The following is a 17,382-nucleotide window of genomic DNA, read 5'->3' on the forward strand; positions in this document are numbered from 1 at the left end:
ATGGCCCGGCGCTCGTGTCACAACTCATTTATCAGCGGCCTCAGTAACACAACTCGCCAATCGGACCGAATGGCTCGGTTGCATGAGTGATTGCGAACTAGATATTTTGTTAGACTCGCCAAATTGACTATTTCGCCACCGGCCGCACCGCAGTTCGGGGCACAGATATAAGGCACAGCTCTCATGTGGACAAAGTTCAACAATCTCGGGATCGGTACCCGACTCATTGGGGGGTTCCTCCTTCTCGCGGTGGCCAGCGTCGGCGTCGGGTACTGCGGGCTCAAGTCCATGAGCCAGATGAATGAGGCCCTCGAGAACGCGAACGCGAACCTGATCCCGTCGATCAACGCGCTGAACGAGATCCGGGCGAAGGGGATCTACACGATCCAGCGGAACGAGCGGACGCTGATCCTGGCGACCCGGAGCAAGAACGAGGAGACCTACCGGCGCGCCGCGACCAGCCTAGAAAAAGCTTGGGTCGCCATCCGAGACGGGTACGCGCGGTACGAATCGTTCCCCATGAGCGAGAAAGAGAAGCCCCTCTGGAGCGAGTTCCGGCCGCAACTCGAGGAGTTCCGCCGCGCGCACGAAGTGACGATGGCGGCACTCAAAGCCGGCGACCTCGAAAAGGCCGAAAAGCGGTGCCTCGATTCGATGGCGCAAGCGACCAAAATGGGCGACACGTTGAACGCCCTCATCGACCTTCAGAAAGAAGCGGGCGAGCAGGACGCCGCCCAAGCGCGAAGCGCATACACCACGGCCCGGACCACCATGTTCGGTGTGATCGGGGCCGCGGTTCTCGCGGCCCTGGCGCTCGGGGTCTTCTTCCGATCTCTAATCGTGCGCCCACTGACCGCCACCGCCAAAGTGCTCCAGGCCGTGGCCTCGGGCGATCTGACCCAGAAAGCCGACGTGACCTCGACCGACGAGTTCGGGCAGATGGGCGTGGCCCTGAACGCCACGGTCCAGGGCATCCACACGGCGCTCCAACAAGACAAGGTCCAGTGGGACGTAGTGGGCAAGCAGCGCGTGCAGAACGCGGACTTCGCGGTCCAGATCGCGGCCATCAGTAAGGCCCAAGCGGTGATCGAGTTCAAGATGGACGGGACCATCGTGAGCGCCAACGAGAACTTCCTGCGCACGATGGGCTACAGCCTGTCGGAGATCCAGGGCCGGCACCACAGCATGTTCGCCGAACCCGCGTTCGCGTCCAGCCCCGAGTACCGGGAGTTCTGGGCGCGCCTCAACCGCGGTGAGTCCGTCGCGAGCGAGTTCAAGCGCATCGGCAAGGGGGGCAAGGAGGTGTGGATTCAGGCCTCGTACAACCCGATCCTCGACTTGAACGGCACGCCCTACAAGGTGGTCAAGTACGCCACCGACATCACCCCGGCCAAGAACATGGAACAGAAGGTGAAGGAGGACGCGGCCGAACTGCAGCAGAAGGTCGCGGCGATCACGGCATCGGTGAACGCACTGGCCGCAGGGGACTTCACGCAGGAGGCCCCGGACCTGGGGACCGACACGGTGGGCCAGATGGCCGTCGCGCTCAACAAGGCGATCGACTCGGTGCGCACCGCCCTGGAGGGCGTGCGCGAGGTGTCGGAGCAGTTGGCGGATGCGTCGGGTCAACTGTCCAGTGCGAGCGACGAGATCTCCACGGGCGCCCAGGAACAGGCCTCGAGCCTCGAAGAAACCGCCTCCACACTCGAAGAGATCACCGCGACCGTCAAGCAGAACTCGGACAGCGCACAACAGGCCCGCCAACTCGCCAGCAGCTCGAAGGAAGTGGCCGAGAAGGGCGGGGCCGTGGTGAGCCACGCGGTCGAGGCGATGGGCGAGATCAACCAGTCGTCCAAGAAGATCGCGGACATCATCACGACGATTGATGAGATCGCGTTCCAAACGAACCTGTTGGCCCTGAACGCGGCCGTCGAAGCCGCTCGTGCAGGCGAGCAGGGGCGCGGGTTCGCGGTCGTCGCGTCCGAGGTCCGCAACCTCGCGCAACGCTCCGCGACGGCGGCGAAGGAAATCAAAGCCTTGATCCAGGACTCGGTCAAGAAGGTGGGCGCCGGGACCGACCTCGTGAACCAGTCCGGTTCCACGCTCGGCGAGATCGTGACCTCGGTCAAGCGCGTGACCGACATCATCACCGAGATCGCGGCCGCCAGCAAGGAGCAGTCCACGGGCATCGACCAGGTCAACAAGGCCGTGTCCCAGATGGACACCGTCACCCAGCGCAACGCCTCACAGACCGAAGAAATGTCCGCCACCGCACAGACCCTGACCGATCAGGCGGCTCAACTGCGTGACCTCGTCGCACGGTTCAAGCTCGGGCACGACGAGGCACGCACCGCCCCAAAACCCGTGAAGGCGCCCCGGAGTAAGTCCGCGAACCCTAAGCCCCGGCCCGCGGTCGCCCGCGCGTTGAGCAAAACGCACGAACTCGACCGCCGCGGCAACGGGAGCGGCGGCGACGGGTTCACCGAGTTCTGAGCCGGTTCAACCAGCCTTGCGTATTCCTTTTCGCGTCGCGCGCTGCACAAATACCGCGAACGGCCGACCCACCGCAGAAGTTGGAAACGGACGATCTCGGCTGGCACCGGCGCGGGGCGTTCAAGAGGGCGCCGCGACACCCGGGGTGGCCCGGCCCGATCCGGTAGATCGAACGGGAATCTCGTCGATGAGCCGCTGCGTCGCGTTGATTTCGTTCGCCAGGCCCGTAACCAAGTCGTGAGCCCCTTCTCCGGGCAGCACCGCCCACGTGTACGTCTCCACCTCCACGTGCGGAGCGTAGTTCAGGTCCGCGATCGCCGCCAGAGCGGGCCGCAGCGCCGACCGGGTGGTACCGAGCGCCCCGATGCGCTCCGCGTCCACCGGGACGTGGAAGTGAACCCGCCAGGTTTCGGCGGCCCGGAACTCCGGCCCTGGGGCGTCCAGGAACTCGGCGGTCAGGTCCACCGCCCCGACCGTCCGCCCGTCGCGCAACCGGGCGAACACCTGGTGCAGGTACCGCGGTTCGATGAACCGGCGCAGTGCGGCCCGGCCCTCACTGTTATCGGCCGGGTCGCTCAGTTCGATGGCGCAGCTCACCTGCACCTTGTTCACCCGCACCCCGGCCCGGTCCAGGGTGGCGACGCACGCCGCCGGGTCTTCAAACTCCACCGCCTGGTGGCACACGTCGTAGCACACCCCGATGTGCTCCCGCACGACGTCCTCCGCGCCTCGGGCCGAAGCCACGCCCCAGAGCACGTGAAAGAACTCGATCGTCTCTTCCGTCGTCTCCAGCAGGCAGAACGGCTCGGGTTCGATCGCCAGGCGGATGGTGCGCCCGGTGCCCCCGGCGATCCGGGCGAGGGTCAGCGCGCAGTCGGTCAAGTGTTCGGCGGCTTGTAGGAAGCCGGGCGCGCGGTCGAACCCCTTGAAGCCGATCGGTAGCGTGGAGATCGAACCCGCCCCGCCCTCGGGGAGGAGCCCGGCGAGCACCGCGGCGCACCGCTCCGTGTACACCAGTCGCTCCGCCGACGCCCAGTCCGGCAGGTACACGTTCTCCTTCACCCGCGCGGCGTGGAAGTCGCCATACGGGAAGGCGTTCAGTGTGTGGACCGTCAGCCCCCGGGCGCTCAGTTCGGCGGCCAGCCGCGCGGGGCCGTCCGGCGCGACCAGAACCTCGTCCGCCACCGGGCGCGCGAGCCACAGCCCCGCCGCCATCGGGCGCCCGACGCGGCGCATCACGGGCACGGTGTAGCGGTCGAGGCCGCCGAGGAGTTCGGCGAAGGTCTGAGCGGGGTGCACGTTGGTGCAATACCCGAGGGGGAGGCAATCGAGCGCCATCGCGGTGTTCCTCATAGCGCCGGGCGACACGGGATACCACTCCGGCTGTAAACTCTTGCACCGCGAAAGAGTATCCTTGTGCTTCCGGTGAACTTCGGCGCCCGTGGCGGTGTCCGAGCGGGGCAGTCTTTCTTGTGGAGGGCGAGTGGTGGTCGTGACGGAAGAGAAACAAGCGGCACCCGTGGCGGTGACAACGTTCGCGGTGCTGGCGGCGCTCAGCGTGTCGCACCTGTTGAACGATACGATCCAGTCGCTGATCGCGGCCGTGTACCCGGTGCTGAAGGAGTCCTACGCCCTCACTTACACGCAAATCGGGCTCATTACTCTCGCGTTCCAGCTCACCGCCTCCCTGCTCCAGCCGCTCGTCGGCCTGTACACCGACCGCCGACCGCTCCCGTTCTCGCTGACGGTCGGGATGAGCGTCACCCTCGGCGGGTTGCTGCTCCTGTCCGTCGCGGACACCTTCCCCGCGATCCTCCTGTCGGCGGCCCTGGTCGGGGTCGGGTCCGCGGTGTTCCACCCGGAGGCGTCGCGGGTCGCGCGGCTGGCGTCCGGTGGGCGGCACGGGTTCGCCCAGTCGCTGTTCCAGGTGGGCGGGAACGCGGGTTCCGCCCTCGGGCCGCTGCTGGCCGCGTTCGTGGTCGTGCCGTGGGGCCAGGGCAGCCTCGCCTGGTTCGCGGTAGCCGCGGTAGCCGCAATGGTCATCCTGTTCCGGGTCGGGCGCTGGTACCGCGCGCACCTGGCGGACCGGCGGGCGAAGAAGGCACCCGCTGCCCTCCCGCCCGTCTCGACAAAGCAGGCGGCGTTCGCAATCGGGGTGCTGCTGTGTCTGATCTTTTCCAAGTATTTTTATATGGCGAGCCTGAGCAGTTACTACACGCTCTACCTGATTGACTCGTTCGGGGTGGGCGTGGCGGACGCACAACTCCGGCTGTTCGTGTTCCTCGGGGCGGTGGCCGCCGGGACGTTCCTCGGCGGCCCGGTCGGGGACCGGATCGGGTTCAAGGCGGTGATCTGGGGGTCGATCCTCGGCGTGCTGCCGTTCACGCTGGCGCTGCCCTACGCGAACCTGTTCTGGACGACGGTGCTGACGGTTCCGATCGGGCTGATCCTGGCGTCGGCGTTCTCGGCCATCATGGTGTACGCGCAGGAGCTGCTGCCCAGCCGGGTGGGAATGGTGGCCGGGCTGTTCTTCGGGTTCGCGTTCGGCATGGGCGGGGTCGGCGCCGCGGTTCTCGGGTGGCTCGCGGACCAGACGAGCATCGGGTACGTGTACAAGGTGTGCTCGTTCCTGCCACTCATCGGCCTGCTCACGGCCCTGCTGCCGAACCTCCACTCGCGTGCCCGTTGAATACGGAATACCCACAGATATCATCCAGGCGCCCCAACTGCATTCGGGGCGCGGGAGTATCAAGCAAATCGTTCGCCCACCCAATTGGGACCGTCACATGCGCGCGCTGGTCGTGTCACTCTTGCTGGGCTCGGTGGGGCTCGTCCCTGGCGCTGACAAAGCCGAGCCCAAATCGCTCCGCGTGTTGAGTTACAACATCCACCACGGCGAAGGGACCGACGACAAACTCGATTTGCCACGTGTCGCGGAGGTCATCAAGGGCACCAGGCCCGATCTCGTCGCCCTCCAAGAAGTGGATCGGAACACGACGCGGATCCGGAAGGTCGATCAGGCGGCGGAGCTCGGGAAGTTGACCGGGATGAACGTCGCGTTCGGTAAGGCGATCGACCTCCAGGGCGGCGAGTACGGCCTCGCGATCCTGTCGCGGTTCCCGATCAAGAGCACGAAGACCGACCCACTGCCCGGTAAAGAGAAACAGGAGGCGCGGATTGTTATGCGCGCCGCGATCGAACCGGGGCGCGGGCTCCCCGCACTCACGTTCCTGAACACGCACCTCCAACACGACGACGGGGAAACGCGCGAGAAACAGGTCGCCAAAATCGACGAACTGTTCGGGACGGCGGACGGTCCATTTGTGTTGGCCGGTGATCTGAACGCGCGGCCCGACAGCGCACCGATCAAGGTTCTCGCGAAGAACTGGACGTTCGCGACCGAACCGGGTGCGAAGGGGCTGCTCACGATCCCCTCGGACGTGCCCAAGCACCAGATCGATTACGTCCTGTTCCGGGGCACGTTCAAGGCGCTCGAGGCGAAGGTGATCGAGGAAAAAGTCGCGTCCGATCACCGGCCCGTGCTCACCGTGCTCGAGTGGACCGGCAAGTGACCGACCCGGGAGCGCCCGAACTTGCCGGCTCTCAGTCTTTCACGCGCTTGGCCGTAAAGGTAACGCTCCGCTCGTCGCCCACCTTCAGCCCCTTGCCCGCGTCCCAGATGAGCGTCTCCCCCGGGCACACGACCTTCGCGAAGTCGGTCTTCTCCACCTTCACGTCGGTCACCTGGTACGGCAGCAGGTGGCAGAAGATGCGCCACCCGCCGTACTTCTCGGCGGTCCGCTTGTTCCCCTCTCCGACGAAGTTCACCTTCACCTTGTAGGTCATCCGAACGACGTCCTTGTCCCCGGTCTCGCTGACCTCAAGGGTTTCCGTCAGGGCCGGCTCGCGGGCCTTCTCTACGCGGGCTTCCAGCGCCGGATCGCCGTACAGCACGAAGATTTCGTCGGTGAACTCCGTGCCCTGTTTGTCCCGCCCGGTCACGACGTTCTCCGCCAGCAGGTAGTGGGACCACTGACGGAGCAAAAACAGCGACTCGGAGAACGTCCAGCGCCCCTCCTGCTTCAGGAACCAGTCGGCCATGTTCCAGTTCAGCTCGTACCAGGTGGACTGGACCGCTCCGACGTACTGACAGGCCCCGTTCTTCATCCACGCCAGGGCGTAGGAGTCCTTGAAGTTGTTCCGGCCCGCGTTCACGACCCCGGTGAGACAGTTACCGACCGCCCAGTAGACCTTGGGGCGCTTCGCGCGGAGCGGCAGGTCCACCCCTGGCGCAGTCATGGCGAGCTTGCCGTCCTTCGCGGTGAGGAACCCCTTGCCGCTCGGGTACATGAGCATCCAGTTGTGGTGCCCGCCGTGCCCGGACCCGATAATCAGGTCGAACTTGTCCTCGGCCAGGAGCGTGTGAACGTACTTCGCATCGTCCGCGTCGCTCGTCGGCCCCCCGGATTTCAGCGCGAAGTCCGCGCCCGCCTTCTTCCCCCCCAACTCGCCCCGATCCCGGGTCCACTCGGTCACGTAGTCCCCCTCCGGCACCCAGTTCAACCACGGGCCGAGGGTCTTGGTGAACGCGCGCTTGATTACCACCGGTTCCGCCTTCGCGAGTTCCAGCGCGTGTTCCTCGTCGAACCCGGTGAGGATGCCCCAGATTGCGTCCACATACGGGTCGTCGTCGAGCGTGCGGCAGAACTTGTTCGCGACCACGGCAAAGGCCGGGAAGTTCTCGGTCGGCGGGCACACGAAACAGACGTACCGCGGGTGGTACGTCCCGACGCTCTTGCGGACGTCCTCGGGGGACTTGTCGTATGCGAACGTCTTCGCCTTGTGTTTGGTTTCGAGGAACTTGACGACCTTGCCCCACGGCCCGGCCGCGACGTCCTTGTTGACCACGACCGCGTACCGCGCGACAGATTCGGCCCCCTGAAGCGCCCCGGCCGGCGCGCACCAACCAACTGCTGCTACCAGCCCCACGACGAGCACCCGGGTCATGGTACCCTCCCGTTTGAGGAACGTGATTCGCGCGTCGCCCGCGGTGAGTTACCCAGCCGAACGACTGCGGGACAGTATACCGTCGCTCGCCGAAGTCGCACTCTTCAACTGCCACACGGCCCGGCGCGTGCATCTTATCCGCGGGCGCGGATAACGTGGTACGGCTGCGCTCCGCGATGCGCCGTTCACGAAGTCGCCGCAATCTTTCACCTCGGCTCGTTCGACCCGGAGCGAGGAACGGGTTGCCGGTACGGGGCGGCGTCGGCTCGTGCGGCTCGGCCCCAATCGGTCCGCTGCGCGTCGGGAGCCAGTTCGGTATGCACTAACGCTGCATGATCGCTAGAAACGCTCTCTATGTTGTCCGAGCATCATCTCAACCACCTTTATTTCCAAGCGATTCACCGCCCCTTTAACTACATTACGATCTGACGAAAGAAATACATATTCGCCAGTTCCCATGGCTTCAAACAACCTGAATCCCTTCACTCCAGGGATTTTACCGCCCACTCAATTTTCTGTGTCTCAGATCGGCACACGTGGTGGCTCGCGGAGTGAAGAGTCGCTGGATTGCCCCTTGTGCCCGGCCGCCGGGCAGAGGTCGAAGCCGCTCCGATGCGCTAGTGAAGTCTCATTCAGTTACTTGGCAATCGGTGGTTGGCCCCGAATAACGGGTCATGAAACCAGTTCTGTTCGTTCGGGAGTTGTCCGACGCCGAGTGCCGAGCGCTCCAAGCGGGACTTCGGAGCCGCGAGTGGGTCACGCTCCGACGCCCCGATCCTCTTGGCCAGCGCCGAGGGCCAACGACCGTCCCGGATCGCCGCGCACGTCGGATGCGCCGTGGGCACCATCCACAACACGATCCACACCTTCGAGAAGGAGGGCGCCGACGGCTCGGCCGAGAAGACCCGCGGACCCAAGAACGCCCGGCCCGTACTTGGTGAGACGAAAGCGGACCCGCTCAAGGCCATCCTCCACCAGTCCCCGCGAGGGCATTTTTCTGGGTGTGGTATTTCTCGAGCGCCGCCGGGATCGTTCCCGGGGCCGAAGTAATGCATCTTCCCGTGGGTTCTTCGCCCCGCGCTTCATAGCGTGCGAAAATAGTGGGAAATCCGGGGTATGGTTTGTTTGGCTTGCTCGCGAACTCGGACGAAGTAGAATCGGTCTTAGACGCGGCGGCCGTTCCTCACAAACGGTCGGTGTGGCTTGACCATGTGTGTTGCTAGCACCTGTGGTCACTTGCGAAGATAGCGGGTGTCCGTACCGAGGTGTCGAGCATGAGAGCTGGAGGTGAGCCGAAAGTTGCAAATTATTGAGGAATAGGACATTAGCCCTCGTAGCTCAGGGGATAGAGCACTGGTTTCCTAAAACTCGAAAATGCTTTAAAACCCCGGGAATCCCGGAGTTTTTGCATTTCTTAGTGACACCAGTTGCCCTACGTCGCACCCTCGCGCGGGTGTCAACGGGTGTCAGACTCGTGAAGTCGCTTGTGCCCTTCTCGGCACCCGGTTACCCTGTCCCCGTTTCCGCAGTTGCGTTTAGTTCGTCGCTCCGCGACAGAACGATGATGCGTCCGAACGCCAGGATCGGCACGCGGGTGCCTCCCGATCCCAGAGGAACAGATGACGCCTGAGCAGGACGAGATTCGCGACTGCTACCTGGAGATCAACGCGGGGTTAGAAAACATCGATCGGGAGCGCGCCCGGCTGGCCGCTCTTCTCGTTGCCCTCCAGGCGAGGTGCTTTCACCCGCGACTCGGTCGCGGCACTCTGCCTGGGGAACGGGGCGGTCGCGTCGAGCAGAACGAGTGCCCGGACTGCGGGCTGATCTGTTGGACGTGAGTGCGGAACGCTCAAGTTGGGAAGTAGACGTCCCTGACACCGGGCGGCCCGTGTGGGCAATGTGATGGTACTCGGCATCTGGCGTAAAGATGAAAACAAATGCGATAAATTTCAAATTGATATGATTGACATTGTTATGTATTGGAATGCTATTAAAGTTAATCCACACGTATGAAGGGAACGCAGTGAGCCGCCCCGGTGCTGGGGCGCCCACACAGGAGCACAGATGGCCCGCCTCATGACTCGGAGCCCGCCAGCGGACGGTGGGTACCCGCTCGACAGTGACCTGCACCAGATGACCGACGACGGCGGCCCGCCTGCTGTAGACCCGGCCAGGTGGACCGACCCCGATTGGCAGGACACATTTGCCGACGAAGCGAGACGGGAACCGGCGCCCACGGATGATGCATCGTCCGACTGGACACCGATCGCCGTTGCGATGCCTCCGGAAGGCGTGATCTTAGACACGCTCACGGCGGACCGGTGGTTGAGGGTCAAGTGGGAGGGCCGCCTCTGGCGACTACCGGGCGGGTCCCAAGTCCCCTGCTTCACCCCGGACTACTGGCGAATAGCACGACGCCACACCACACCTGATGCGCTGAGATGAAAAATCCGCTCCGGCCCACTGATGCAAATGCTGTTGTTCACGCGATCGTCGCACGCTGGCTCATCGTGGCGCCCGAGTCGGCACCCACGGCCAGGGTGAGTTGGTGTTGCCGTAAGCGTTCCGCGCCCCAGGTCGGGAAGTAGACCCCACGGGAACAGAGCGGGCCGGGGATCATCCCCGGCCCATAGCGTTAGCCGCACCGCAACTACCTCATCGTTTCGCGGCCGGAGGCTAATCCGCGCTGAAAAAAGGCTTGTGGGCGCCCATAAAGTCGGCTTCGTTTGTAACAAGCGCGAATACCCGCCTGAGTTCCTTCAGAAAGACCGGCTTGGCGAGCACGCTGAATCCCCCGCGGGCGATCAGTGCCGCCGAAGTGTAAAGGCCGGTCTCTCCGGAAACAAACACGCACGGCAAATCGGGCTCCAGAGTATGGAGAGCGTCCATAGTGGCCGGTCCGTCCATACCGGGCATCTGTACATCGAGCAGCGCGACGGCCACGCGACCAGCACGTGTGCGCAACACGTCTACCCCCTCCTCGCCGTTGCTTGCTAACAGCGGAGTGTACCCGAGGTGCGTGAGCATTACGCCGAACACCTCGCGCACTGAGGGTTCATCATCCACCACAAGAACCAAGGGGCAAATTGAATCTTCCATGCCAAACCAGCATACAACCGTTTAATTGCTGATTGCAAGCGGTTTTGGCCCGCTAAAATAAAATGCAAGCCCCAACGCAATAACATGGGCCAGAGATTATTCCCCGGCCGGAGTCACCTCTCAGGAAGAAAACGGCTGGGTTATCCCTTGTGCCCGACCGCCGGGCAGAGGCCGGAGCCGCCCCAAGGTGTAGGAGCGCTCGGACTGGCGCGGTTGCGGGCCGGGAGCGACTCCCGTGCGGGACCGTTGGGTACTCACGCCGGACCCCATGACAGTGGCTAATATGCGAAGCCTGACGCCCCGGTCACCGGGCGAGCATTGCAGCTACTCGCGCATACGCGAATTTCGCCGCGGCGCCTAGGCGAGAACATCCGACATTCGAGCGACTGAATCTTCGCCCGCGACTCTTTCCCTGGCACTTGCGTACGTGCGGGCCGGGACTGCGGCGGTGATTGCGGTGTTAGGCGGTAAATGATTGGAATCTTTCCACACTCCCGGTGGAATCCGGTTACTATACACACTTCCTCACAGATCACGACCAGTCTAACGCAAGCCCGCACCACGTTCCCGCTCTTGGGCGGGAGATGTCGGTTTCCGTTCCGTTTAGGAAGGACCGACATGCGCGCGGACCCGCGCCCTCTCCGTGTACTCATTGTGGACGATTGCCACGACACGGCGGAATCGTTCCGTGAGCTGTTCTTGCTCTACGGGCACGAGGCCCGATCCGCAGAGAGTGGCGCCGAAGCCATGACACTGATTGAGGGGTGGCGCCCGGACGTGGCGATCCTGGACCTCGCGATGCCCCGCATGAGCGGGTACGAACTCGCCCCACTGGTTCGGGCAACAGGGTGCGGCCTGCTTGTGGCCATGACCGGCTGGTGCACACCGGAGCACCGGGCGCACGCGGCGGAGGCGGGGTTCGATCACTGCCTAATTAAACCCGTTGACCCTGACGTGCTGACCGACCTATTGCGAACTCTCGCCGCGCATCTGCTGGAGCGCTCTTCACATGTGGTCCAGTAGCAATTTTTCGTGGCACTCTGGAGCGACATCCAGCACGGCCGGTCCTGCGCCCGGTGCAAGCGCGAACCCTCACCTTAACGAACACGGGCCGCCCACTGAAGCGGCCCGTGTCGTTTCACGATTTGGAGCGATCGATACGGCCTCAAGGTGACAGGCCGGTACCGGCGACCTTCAGGTTGATGGACAGTACCACCTCGCCCTTGAGGTCGCTGTTCGATTGCTCCCGCCACTCCAGCACCCCGGTCTTCGGGTCCACCGCGACGGCGAGACTATTGGCCCCTTTCAAGTCCACCAGTAGACCCCGGCGGAACGTCCCATCTTTCTTGGGGACGTAGACGGCGATTTTCTTGTAGGAGTTCCCCATACCAGTATGGGAGTCCACCACCCAGAACACCTTCTTGTCGTATTCCACGCGGGTGCATGTGACGCCCCGCTCCTTCGAAGTTTCCTCCCGCCACTTCTCGAACTTTGCCGCTTCGATCTCGGCTGGAGGCAGGTGAAAGAAGGAGTCACTAAGATCGTTACTCTTCGGTGTGTCTGGTGTCGCCCGGGGGGCGAGGACGAGCAACATTACTATCGCTGCGGGGATAATCGCACGCACCTTTAATCCTCCTGGCGGTCCGAGCCGGGTTCTTCGTGGCCAATCGCACTGTACCCACCCCCACTCTAACCCGCAAGCGCCCTCACTCCTTCCCGAGCACCAGGTCCACAACCCAGCACCCGCGCACGTGCGGCCCCGGTCCGCGGCAGTGGTCGAGTACATCGGCGCGGTCGCACCCGGCGTCCTGGAGCGCGTCGGCCAGAATCGGCATCGCGGAGAAGTTCCGCGACTCGTACATCTTGGATCCCTGTGCGACTGCGATGGAAGTGCGCCACGAGGGGGAGAAGGTGACGGGGCGAAAAGGGTTCCCGAAAACGTCCCGAAGCAATGCCGGCTGCCGCGCCCCAGTGAGGGCAACCGCTTCCGGCCAATAAACACTGGACGGAAGATTCGCCAGGCCGCATCCGGCAGCGGTCGTCTTTAAGGCCGTGAAGTACGCGGCGCGCTCGTCCCGGGTCCAGAGGGTAAACCCGTTCACGCCGGATGCACGGCTGCGCTCGACGGGTAGCCGGTACATGGCGTTACTGAATTGTCTCAGCTCGGACTCCCACGGCTCCCCGTCCGCACATCGTTCAGCCGCAACGATGGCCTCCCGCATCACATCATCGGTAAGGTGATCCCATGCCAGTCGCGCGCAAGCTATTACGAAGAGTCGGAGCTTGCGTTCCGTGCCGCAACCATCAAGAAGCCTCAGCATCGGCATAGGATCTTCGCAAGACAACCAGTCCGCTTCGGTCATCGGTCGCCCTCTGGAACCGCTCCCAGTATGACCGTTCCGGCGCCCGGGGCAAGCGCGAACGTCTGCCTCAAACGAACACGAGCCGCCTCACTGAGGCGGCCCGTCGTGCTTCACACTCGATCACGCCACTCAGCCGACTTCGGCCACGGCCTGAAGCTTCCCCCGCGCGATCGTCACCATTTCTCGGACCCGGGTTCCACTGACGCCCAGGTCCGCCGCAATCTCCTCCCGTGGCTCCTCGAGCCCGAGGCGCCGCATCACCACGTCCCGGTACCGCTCGGACAGCTCGGCCCGATCGAACAGCGTGGCCAGTTCGTCCGCAGCGGCGAGCGCGGCCCCGGTCTCGCGCTCACGCCCCTTCGCGTTCTTGAGCGGATCGAGGCCTTCTCCCGTCTTCGGATCGATCGCCCTCGGAATCGACTGGAACGCACCCGGGTTGCTCGCGCGCTCCTGCTCGAGTCGCCGGATGACGGCCCATCGCACCGCCTGGCGGACCAGGCCGGCGAACCGACCGCCGTGCTCCGGGTCGGACTCCCCGCTCACCTTTCGTGCGAGTTGCCACAGGGCGTACCCGGCCGCGCTCTCGAAGTCGTGCGCGAGCCACGGGAACCGGGTGCCCCACTTGCGCGCTACCCCGCCGGCGAGGGGCCACCACTGCTCGACGAGTTCGTTGACCTCGGGTGCGGTCATGCTGCGGCGCCCTCCGGGGCACGGGGTGAGACGGGCGATTACTTGAACCGGAGCCCTTTCGCCAGCTCCACCAACCCCTTGACCATCGCGTTCGTGTTCTTCGCCGTTTCCTCGGCGGCCTTGATCGTCTTTTTCGCGAGCGTGTCGCTACCGAATCGCTGCGCCGCGTTGCCCGCATCGAACGTGCCCGGGCTCGCGAGCGTGAGCCGCTCGGCCGACGCCACCCCGTTCGCGATCGCGTCCGCGGCCCCGGCCAGTTTGTTCAGGAGCTCGATCCGCCCCACCTCGACCCGCGCCCCGGCGAGTGCCTCCTCACGCACCCCCTTGAGCTTGAGCTTGTACAAGGTCGCTTGCTCGGCCGTCAGGCCGAACGTCTCGGCCTGTTCCCGGAGCGCCTTCGTGGTCTCCTTCACTTCGTCCGTGAGATCCTTCGCCGTGCCGCCGACGCTGGTGGCGAGCTCGGCCGCGGCCCCGCCGAGGGTCATTTGCAACTTGAACTGCTGCTGCGCCGCGGCGATCGCGGCGATCTGCTTCTTGGAGAAGTTGTCCAGCTCCATCTCCGCGAGCTTGATCTGTTCGGCCGTTTGCCCGAACGTGTCGGCCTGCTTCTTCAGCTCGCGCGTGAGTTCGGCCACGGCTTTCATCTTCTCCGGGTCGTTGTCCGGGTTGAGCAAGCGCCCGCGCTGCTCGCTCAACTCTTGCAGCTGCGCGAACGCCTTGTCCCGGATCGCGTTCTGCGCGTCGATCTGTTGCTGCACGTCGTTAATCATGCCCTCGAGCCCCGGGCCGCCGAAAATCCCCCCGTGGCCCTGGATGTTCGCGGCCTCCCATCGCTCCTTGAGTGTGCCCTTCTTCCCGGCCACCGCGAGCCGGTCCTTCTGGTCCTCGAACTGGTCCTTCAGGACCTGCGCGGCCGCGCGCTCCTTCTCGATCTTGGCGATCTCCTTCTCGATCGCGAGGGCCTTCTTCTTCGGGTCGATCTCGGCCTCGATCAACTCCCCGCGCTTCTTCATGTTGCGTTCCGTGGCCTGGTTCACTTGCTCGATCGCGCGGCCCGTCTTCTCGTACTCCTTGCGGAGCTTGTCCACGTCCGTGGTCAGCTCACCGACGGCCCGGATTTGAAACTTCACGAACTCGAGCGCCAGCTCCGCGGCCTTACCCTTGAGGCCCCCGAACACCGCATCGAACCCGGCCCCGGCCTTCTTGCCCGCGTTCTTCATGAACCCGCCGAGGGACTCGGCGTTCTTCTTGACCGTCTCGAGCATGGGCGTGAGTTTGTCCTTGCCGTAGAGTTCGTAGAACGCGCCCCCGGCCCGAACGTCGGCAGCGGAATTGGCCATGATCGATCTCCCAGGTGTAGGAGCCCGCGCACCGCAAGGGCGCGAGCGTTGGTCAGGTGAGGATGAGTGGGCTGCGCGCCGCGGTGCGGAACTGCGACGCGCCGGGGAGCGTGAGCGCCCGGGCTCGGCCCGCCTTCGTGAGCCGCAAACCGCGGCCCGCGGTGACGAGCCCGGCCGCGATCAGCGCGTGAACGGTGCCATCGTCCATCACGGACGTTTCGATGCGCCCGGACTCGGCGGCCAGGATGCGCACCAGGGCGCGGTCTTCGGGGCTCGGATCACGACTGTTCATGTGAGAGGGCCTCGGTGAATGTGATGGGCGTGAGGACGATGCGTCACGGGCCACGAACGCCCGGGTCTGCGGGTAACGGGCGCGGCCCACGGAGCACAGGCTGATTTCCTTGAGCGTGCATGCGTTCGCCAGGACCAGCGGGTGCTGGCCCGGCCGGTCAAAACGGCTACCCAGGATCGACACGGCCCCAATCGATAACTCGCGCAGGTCGGGCCGGGCGCGGGCCGCCTCGATCGCCCGGCGTCCGTTCGGTGTGTTCGGGTTCACCTGGAACCGGACCGCCTTCTGGTCCGCCCAGACGATCAGGCTCCCGTCCGAGGTGCCGCACAGGGCCTGCTTGTAGTCGTGATCGATCAGCAACAGTATCCCGGGTTGCTTGTACTCTCGGACCGCCTGGAGCGAGGTGTTGAACGCCCCGCTCGCGATCTGCACGAACACATCGGTCCCGTCCTTCGCCTGGAACGGGCACGACCCGTCCGTCCCGAACACGTGAGCGACGCCGAACAGGGCGGGCCGGGGGCCGCGCGAGAGATTGGCCCCCGTGCCCGCGCTCGTGCCGCGGATCGCTACCGGTTGTCGTGTCACTCGTCGCGCGCTCATTCCCGGCCCTCGTTAGTTCGCTCACCTCGGGAACACGGTCGGCGTTCGCTCAGACCTTCCGCATGGCCTCGTCGTTGGCTTCCATCGCCGCGACCAGGCGGGCCATCTGGGCGTTCAACTCGGCCAGCTTGCTCGTGGCGTTCTCCAGACGGAAGCGCGCGTTCGCGATATCCTCGGCGTACAAGCCGGTGTTCGTCCTCTCGTTGCGAGCCGTTGCGGTCTCCAGGGCCGCCCGGTTGTCTTCGATCCTCTTCCTCCACTGCTGTTGCTGCTGGGCCAGGTCGTCGATCGCCCCGCGGATCGTACTGGCACGGGCCAGGAGTTCGGGGTCGCGGCACGACCGGTACAGCTCCTGCTTCGCGCCCTCGGCCTCGCGGATCTGCTTCTCCACGCGGTCGCGGTGGAACTGGAGGAACCGCATCCGCTCGTAGTACTCCTTCTCGATCGGCTTGAACGCCGCGATCCGGTCCGCGGTCTCTTTCTCGTACTTGGCGAACTCGTTCTTGAGTGCCGGTACCGTGTCGAGCTTCGCCTGCAGCTCGAGGCGGTTGGCGATCGCTTGCGTGTCGGCCGCGAACTGTTCGGGGCCGCGGTCCAGCTCGAGGAGCAGTTCGAGCACGTCGTCGGGATCGAGTTCCTTGCCCTCGGCCGCTTCGCGCACGGCCGCGGTGTAGCGCGCCTCGGCGTTGGCCCGGCGGCCCCGTGCGGCGTCGTGGATCTTGGTCAGGAGGTTCAGCATTGCGGTGGTCTCTCGGGTGAAGGGTGTGAACGGGTGACACGTTGAAGGTACCCTCCGACCGGTGAGTCGGAAGGGCGGAACCCGGCCCGCGGAACGGATTGAGCCGGATACGTCCATTAGTGGACGATGGCGCGGCGGGGCGCTTCGCCGACCACGGATTCGATCACTTCGCGGGTACGGACGCGCAGGAAGCAACTCGAGCAGTCGCGCACCCGAACCGTGCGGCTCACCATCGTGCGCGTCATCCAAACCTTCCACTTGGTCCCCTTGCACCGCGGGCACGCGATCCCGTCCGGGGGGACCGGGGCGTCTGTTGCCGGGCTGTCGGTCGGTTCGACGGTCATGGTCACTTCCCTCCCGTAATGGCCTGCTCCCCGGCCGGGGTGAGCTTCAGCCACGCGAGGCGCCCGCCGTCGGTTGTGGTGCCGTCGAGGAATCCCGTGTCCATGAGCTTGTTGATCGCACGCAGGTACCGGACCCGCACCTTCTCCGGGAGTGGGTTCCCGCCCCCGAACCAGTCCGCCGGCGCGTACCGGGGACCGTACTCGCGGAGTTCGCGGAGTTCCTCGACCTGCCAGTGTTTCCAGTTCGGCGGATCGGGCAGGGCCGCCACTTCGGTCATGCGGTCGCGCACGGCCGTGAGGATTTCGCGCTCGGTGTCCGTCAGCTTCGATTTTGTCGTCATCTCACGTCCTCGGTGTCTGTCTGACTGTCTGTGGTGCTACTCTGTGTGCGAGTTCGACTGTTCCCCGTGGGGGC

17 protein-coding genes are annotated in these 17,382 nt (G+C 64.8%); 6 read left to right on the forward strand and 11 right to left on the reverse strand.

Annotated elements, in window-relative coordinates; genetic code table 11:
* Positions 1 to 183: 183 nt before the first annotated feature.
* Positions 184 to 2,493 (forward strand): methyl-accepting chemotaxis protein, encoded by a 2,310-nt coding sequence (locus tag J8F10_RS15535; RefSeq protein WP_210655040.1) that lies wholly within the window; start codon positions 184 to 186, stop codon positions 2,491 to 2,493.
* Positions 2,494 to 2,613: 120 nt separating this feature from the next.
* On the opposite strand, the gene eboE is transcribed toward J8F10_RS15535, so the two are convergent.
* The gene (gene eboE, locus J8F10_RS15540; protein WP_315854113.1) at positions 2,614 to 3,861 is read right to left on the reverse strand and encodes a metabolite traffic protein EboE; all 1,248 of its coding nucleotides are present in this window, start codon (positions 3,859 to 3,861) and stop codon (positions 2,614 to 2,616) included.
* Positions 3,862 to 3,976: 115 nt separating this feature from the next.
* Between eboE and J8F10_RS15545 the strand changes: the two genes are divergently transcribed.
* Together J8F10_RS15545 and J8F10_RS15550 are read left to right on the forward strand one after the other, a co-directional pair.
* Positions 3,977 to 5,182: an MFS transporter gene (locus J8F10_RS15545; RefSeq protein ID WP_210655042.1), complete on the forward strand. Its 1,206-nt coding sequence runs from the start codon at positions 3,977 to 3,979 to the stop codon at positions 5,180 to 5,182.
* Positions 5,183 to 5,279: 97 nt separating this feature from the next.
* Positions 5,280 to 6,065 carry an endonuclease/exonuclease/phosphatase family protein gene (locus J8F10_RS15550; protein WP_210655044.1) on the forward strand — a complete coding sequence of 262 codons (786 nt, stop codon included), beginning with the start codon at positions 5,280 to 5,282 and terminating at the stop codon, positions 6,063 to 6,065.
* Positions 6,066 to 6,096: 31 nt separating this feature from the next.
* Here J8F10_RS15550 and J8F10_RS15555 read toward each other — a convergent pair whose 3' ends face one another.
* On the reverse strand, positions 6,097 to 7,500 hold the full coding sequence (locus J8F10_RS15555) for a hypothetical protein (protein ID WP_210655046.1): 1,404 nt from the start codon (positions 7,498 to 7,500) through the stop codon (positions 6,097 to 6,099).
* A gap of 780 nt (positions 7,501 to 8,280) precedes the next feature.
* Here J8F10_RS15555 and J8F10_RS15560 point away from each other — a divergent pair.
* Together J8F10_RS15560 and J8F10_RS15565 are read left to right on the forward strand one after the other, a co-directional pair.
* Positions 8,281 to 8,550, forward strand: a complete 270-nt coding sequence (locus tag J8F10_RS15560) for a helix-turn-helix domain-containing protein (protein ID WP_210655048.1) — start codon at positions 8,281 to 8,283, stop codon at positions 8,548 to 8,550.
* Between the two features lie 569 nt (positions 8,551 to 9,119).
* On the forward strand, positions 9,120 to 9,338 hold the full coding sequence (locus J8F10_RS15565; protein WP_210655050.1) for a hypothetical protein: 219 nt from the start codon (positions 9,120 to 9,122) through the stop codon (positions 9,336 to 9,338).
* Between the two features lie 838 nt (positions 9,339 to 10,176).
* On the opposite strand, the gene J8F10_RS15570 is transcribed toward J8F10_RS15565, so the two are convergent.
* On the reverse strand, positions 10,177 to 10,599 hold the full coding sequence (locus tag J8F10_RS15570; RefSeq protein WP_210655052.1) for a response regulator: 423 nt from the start codon (positions 10,597 to 10,599) through the stop codon (positions 10,177 to 10,179).
* 618 nt (positions 10,600 to 11,217) lie between these two features.
* Between J8F10_RS15570 and J8F10_RS15575 the strand changes: the two genes are divergently transcribed.
* Positions 11,218 to 11,622: a response regulator gene (locus J8F10_RS15575; protein ID WP_210655054.1), complete on the forward strand. Its 405-nt coding sequence runs from the start codon at positions 11,218 to 11,220 to the stop codon at positions 11,620 to 11,622.
* A gap of 142 nt (positions 11,623 to 11,764) precedes the next feature.
* Here the strand turns inward: J8F10_RS15575 and J8F10_RS15580 are convergent, their stop codons facing one another.
* The 8 genes from J8F10_RS15580 to J8F10_RS15615 form a co-directional block, all read right to left on the reverse strand.
* The gene (locus tag J8F10_RS15580) at positions 11,765 to 12,223 is read right to left on the reverse strand and encodes a hypothetical protein (RefSeq protein ID WP_210655056.1); all 459 of its coding nucleotides are present in this window, start codon (positions 12,221 to 12,223) and stop codon (positions 11,765 to 11,767) included.
* A gap of 82 nt (positions 12,224 to 12,305) precedes the next feature.
* Positions 12,306 to 12,461, reverse strand: a complete 156-nt coding sequence (locus J8F10_RS38945; RefSeq protein ID WP_246523366.1) for a hypothetical protein — start codon at positions 12,459 to 12,461, stop codon at positions 12,306 to 12,308.
* Positions 12,462 to 13,091: 630 nt separating this feature from the next.
* Positions 13,092 to 13,652: a sigma-70 family RNA polymerase sigma factor gene (locus J8F10_RS15590; protein ID WP_210655058.1), complete on the reverse strand. Its 561-nt coding sequence runs from the start codon at positions 13,650 to 13,652 to the stop codon at positions 13,092 to 13,094.
* A 38-nt stretch (positions 13,653 to 13,690) separates the two neighbouring features.
* Positions 13,691 to 14,992, reverse strand: coding sequence for a hypothetical protein (locus J8F10_RS15595; protein WP_210655060.1), 1,302 nt, complete (start codon positions 14,990 to 14,992; stop codon positions 13,691 to 13,693).
* Positions 14,993 to 15,044: 52 nt separating this feature from the next.
* Positions 15,045 to 15,884, reverse strand: a complete 840-nt coding sequence (locus tag J8F10_RS15600; protein ID WP_210655062.1) for an HK97 family phage prohead protease — start codon at positions 15,882 to 15,884, stop codon at positions 15,045 to 15,047.
* A 49-nt stretch (positions 15,885 to 15,933) separates the two neighbouring features.
* Positions 15,934 to 16,623, reverse strand: coding sequence for a hypothetical protein (locus tag J8F10_RS15605; protein WP_210655064.1), 690 nt, complete (start codon positions 16,621 to 16,623; stop codon positions 15,934 to 15,936).
* Between the two features lie 116 nt (positions 16,624 to 16,739).
* A complete protein-coding gene (locus tag J8F10_RS15610) occupies positions 16,740 to 16,967 on the reverse strand; it encodes a hypothetical protein (RefSeq protein WP_210655066.1) in 228 nt (75 codons plus the stop codon).
* A gap of 2 nt (positions 16,968 to 16,969) precedes the next feature.
* Entirely contained in the window at positions 16,970 to 17,308 is a 339-nt protein-coding gene (locus J8F10_RS15615) for a hypothetical protein (RefSeq protein ID WP_210655068.1), read from the reverse strand.
* Positions 17,309 to 17,382 lie beyond the last annotated feature (74 nt).

It is taken from the genome of Gemmata palustris (assembly GCF_017939745.1).
Classification (GTDB): Bacteria; Planctomycetota; Planctomycetia; order Gemmatales; family Gemmataceae; genus Gemmata; species Gemmata palustris.

Excerpts from the sequence above, each read along its gene's own strand:
- J8F10_RS15535 (WP_210655040.1), top strand. The coding sequence starts at position 184 with ATGTGGACAAAGTTCAACAATCTCGGGATCGGTACCCGACTCATTGGG.
- J8F10_RS15550 (WP_210655044.1), top strand. The coding sequence starts at position 5,280 with ATGCGCGCGCTGGTCGTGTCACTCTTGCTGGGCTCGGTGGGGCTCGTC.
- J8F10_RS15555 (WP_210655046.1), bottom strand. The coding sequence starts at position 7,500 with ATGACCCGGGTGCTCGTCGTGGGGCTGGTAGCAGCAGTTGGTTGGTGC.
- J8F10_RS15565 (WP_210655050.1), top strand. The coding sequence starts at position 9,120 with ATGACGCCTGAGCAGGACGAGATTCGCGACTGCTACCTGGAGATCAAC.
- J8F10_RS15570 (WP_210655052.1), bottom strand. The coding sequence starts at position 10,599 with ATGGAAGATTCAATTTGCCCCTTGGTTCTTGTGGTGGATGATGAACCC.
- J8F10_RS15575 (WP_210655054.1), top strand. The coding sequence starts at position 11,218 with ATGCGCGCGGACCCGCGCCCTCTCCGTGTACTCATTGTGGACGATTGC.
- J8F10_RS38945 (WP_246523366.1), bottom strand. The coding sequence starts at position 12,461 with ATGTACGAGTCGCGGAACTTCTCCGCGATGCCGATTCTGGCCGACGCG.
- J8F10_RS15590 (WP_210655058.1), bottom strand. The coding sequence starts at position 13,652 with ATGACCGCACCCGAGGTCAACGAACTCGTCGAGCAGTGGTGGCCCCTC.
- J8F10_RS15595 (WP_210655060.1), bottom strand. The coding sequence starts at position 14,992 with ATGGCCAATTCCGCTGCCGACGTTCGGGCCGGGGGCGCGTTCTACGAA.
- J8F10_RS15600 (WP_210655062.1), bottom strand. The coding sequence starts at position 15,884 with ATGAGCGCGCGACGAGTGACACGACAACCGGTAGCGATCCGCGGCACG.
- J8F10_RS15605 (WP_210655064.1), bottom strand. The coding sequence starts at position 16,623 with ATGCTGAACCTCCTGACCAAGATCCACGACGCCGCACGGGGCCGCCGG.
- J8F10_RS15610 (WP_210655066.1), bottom strand. The coding sequence starts at position 16,967 with ATGACCGTCGAACCGACCGACAGCCCGGCAACAGACGCCCCGGTCCCC.
- J8F10_RS15615 (WP_210655068.1), bottom strand. The coding sequence starts at position 17,308 with ATGACGACAAAATCGAAGCTGACGGACACCGAGCGCGAAATCCTCACG.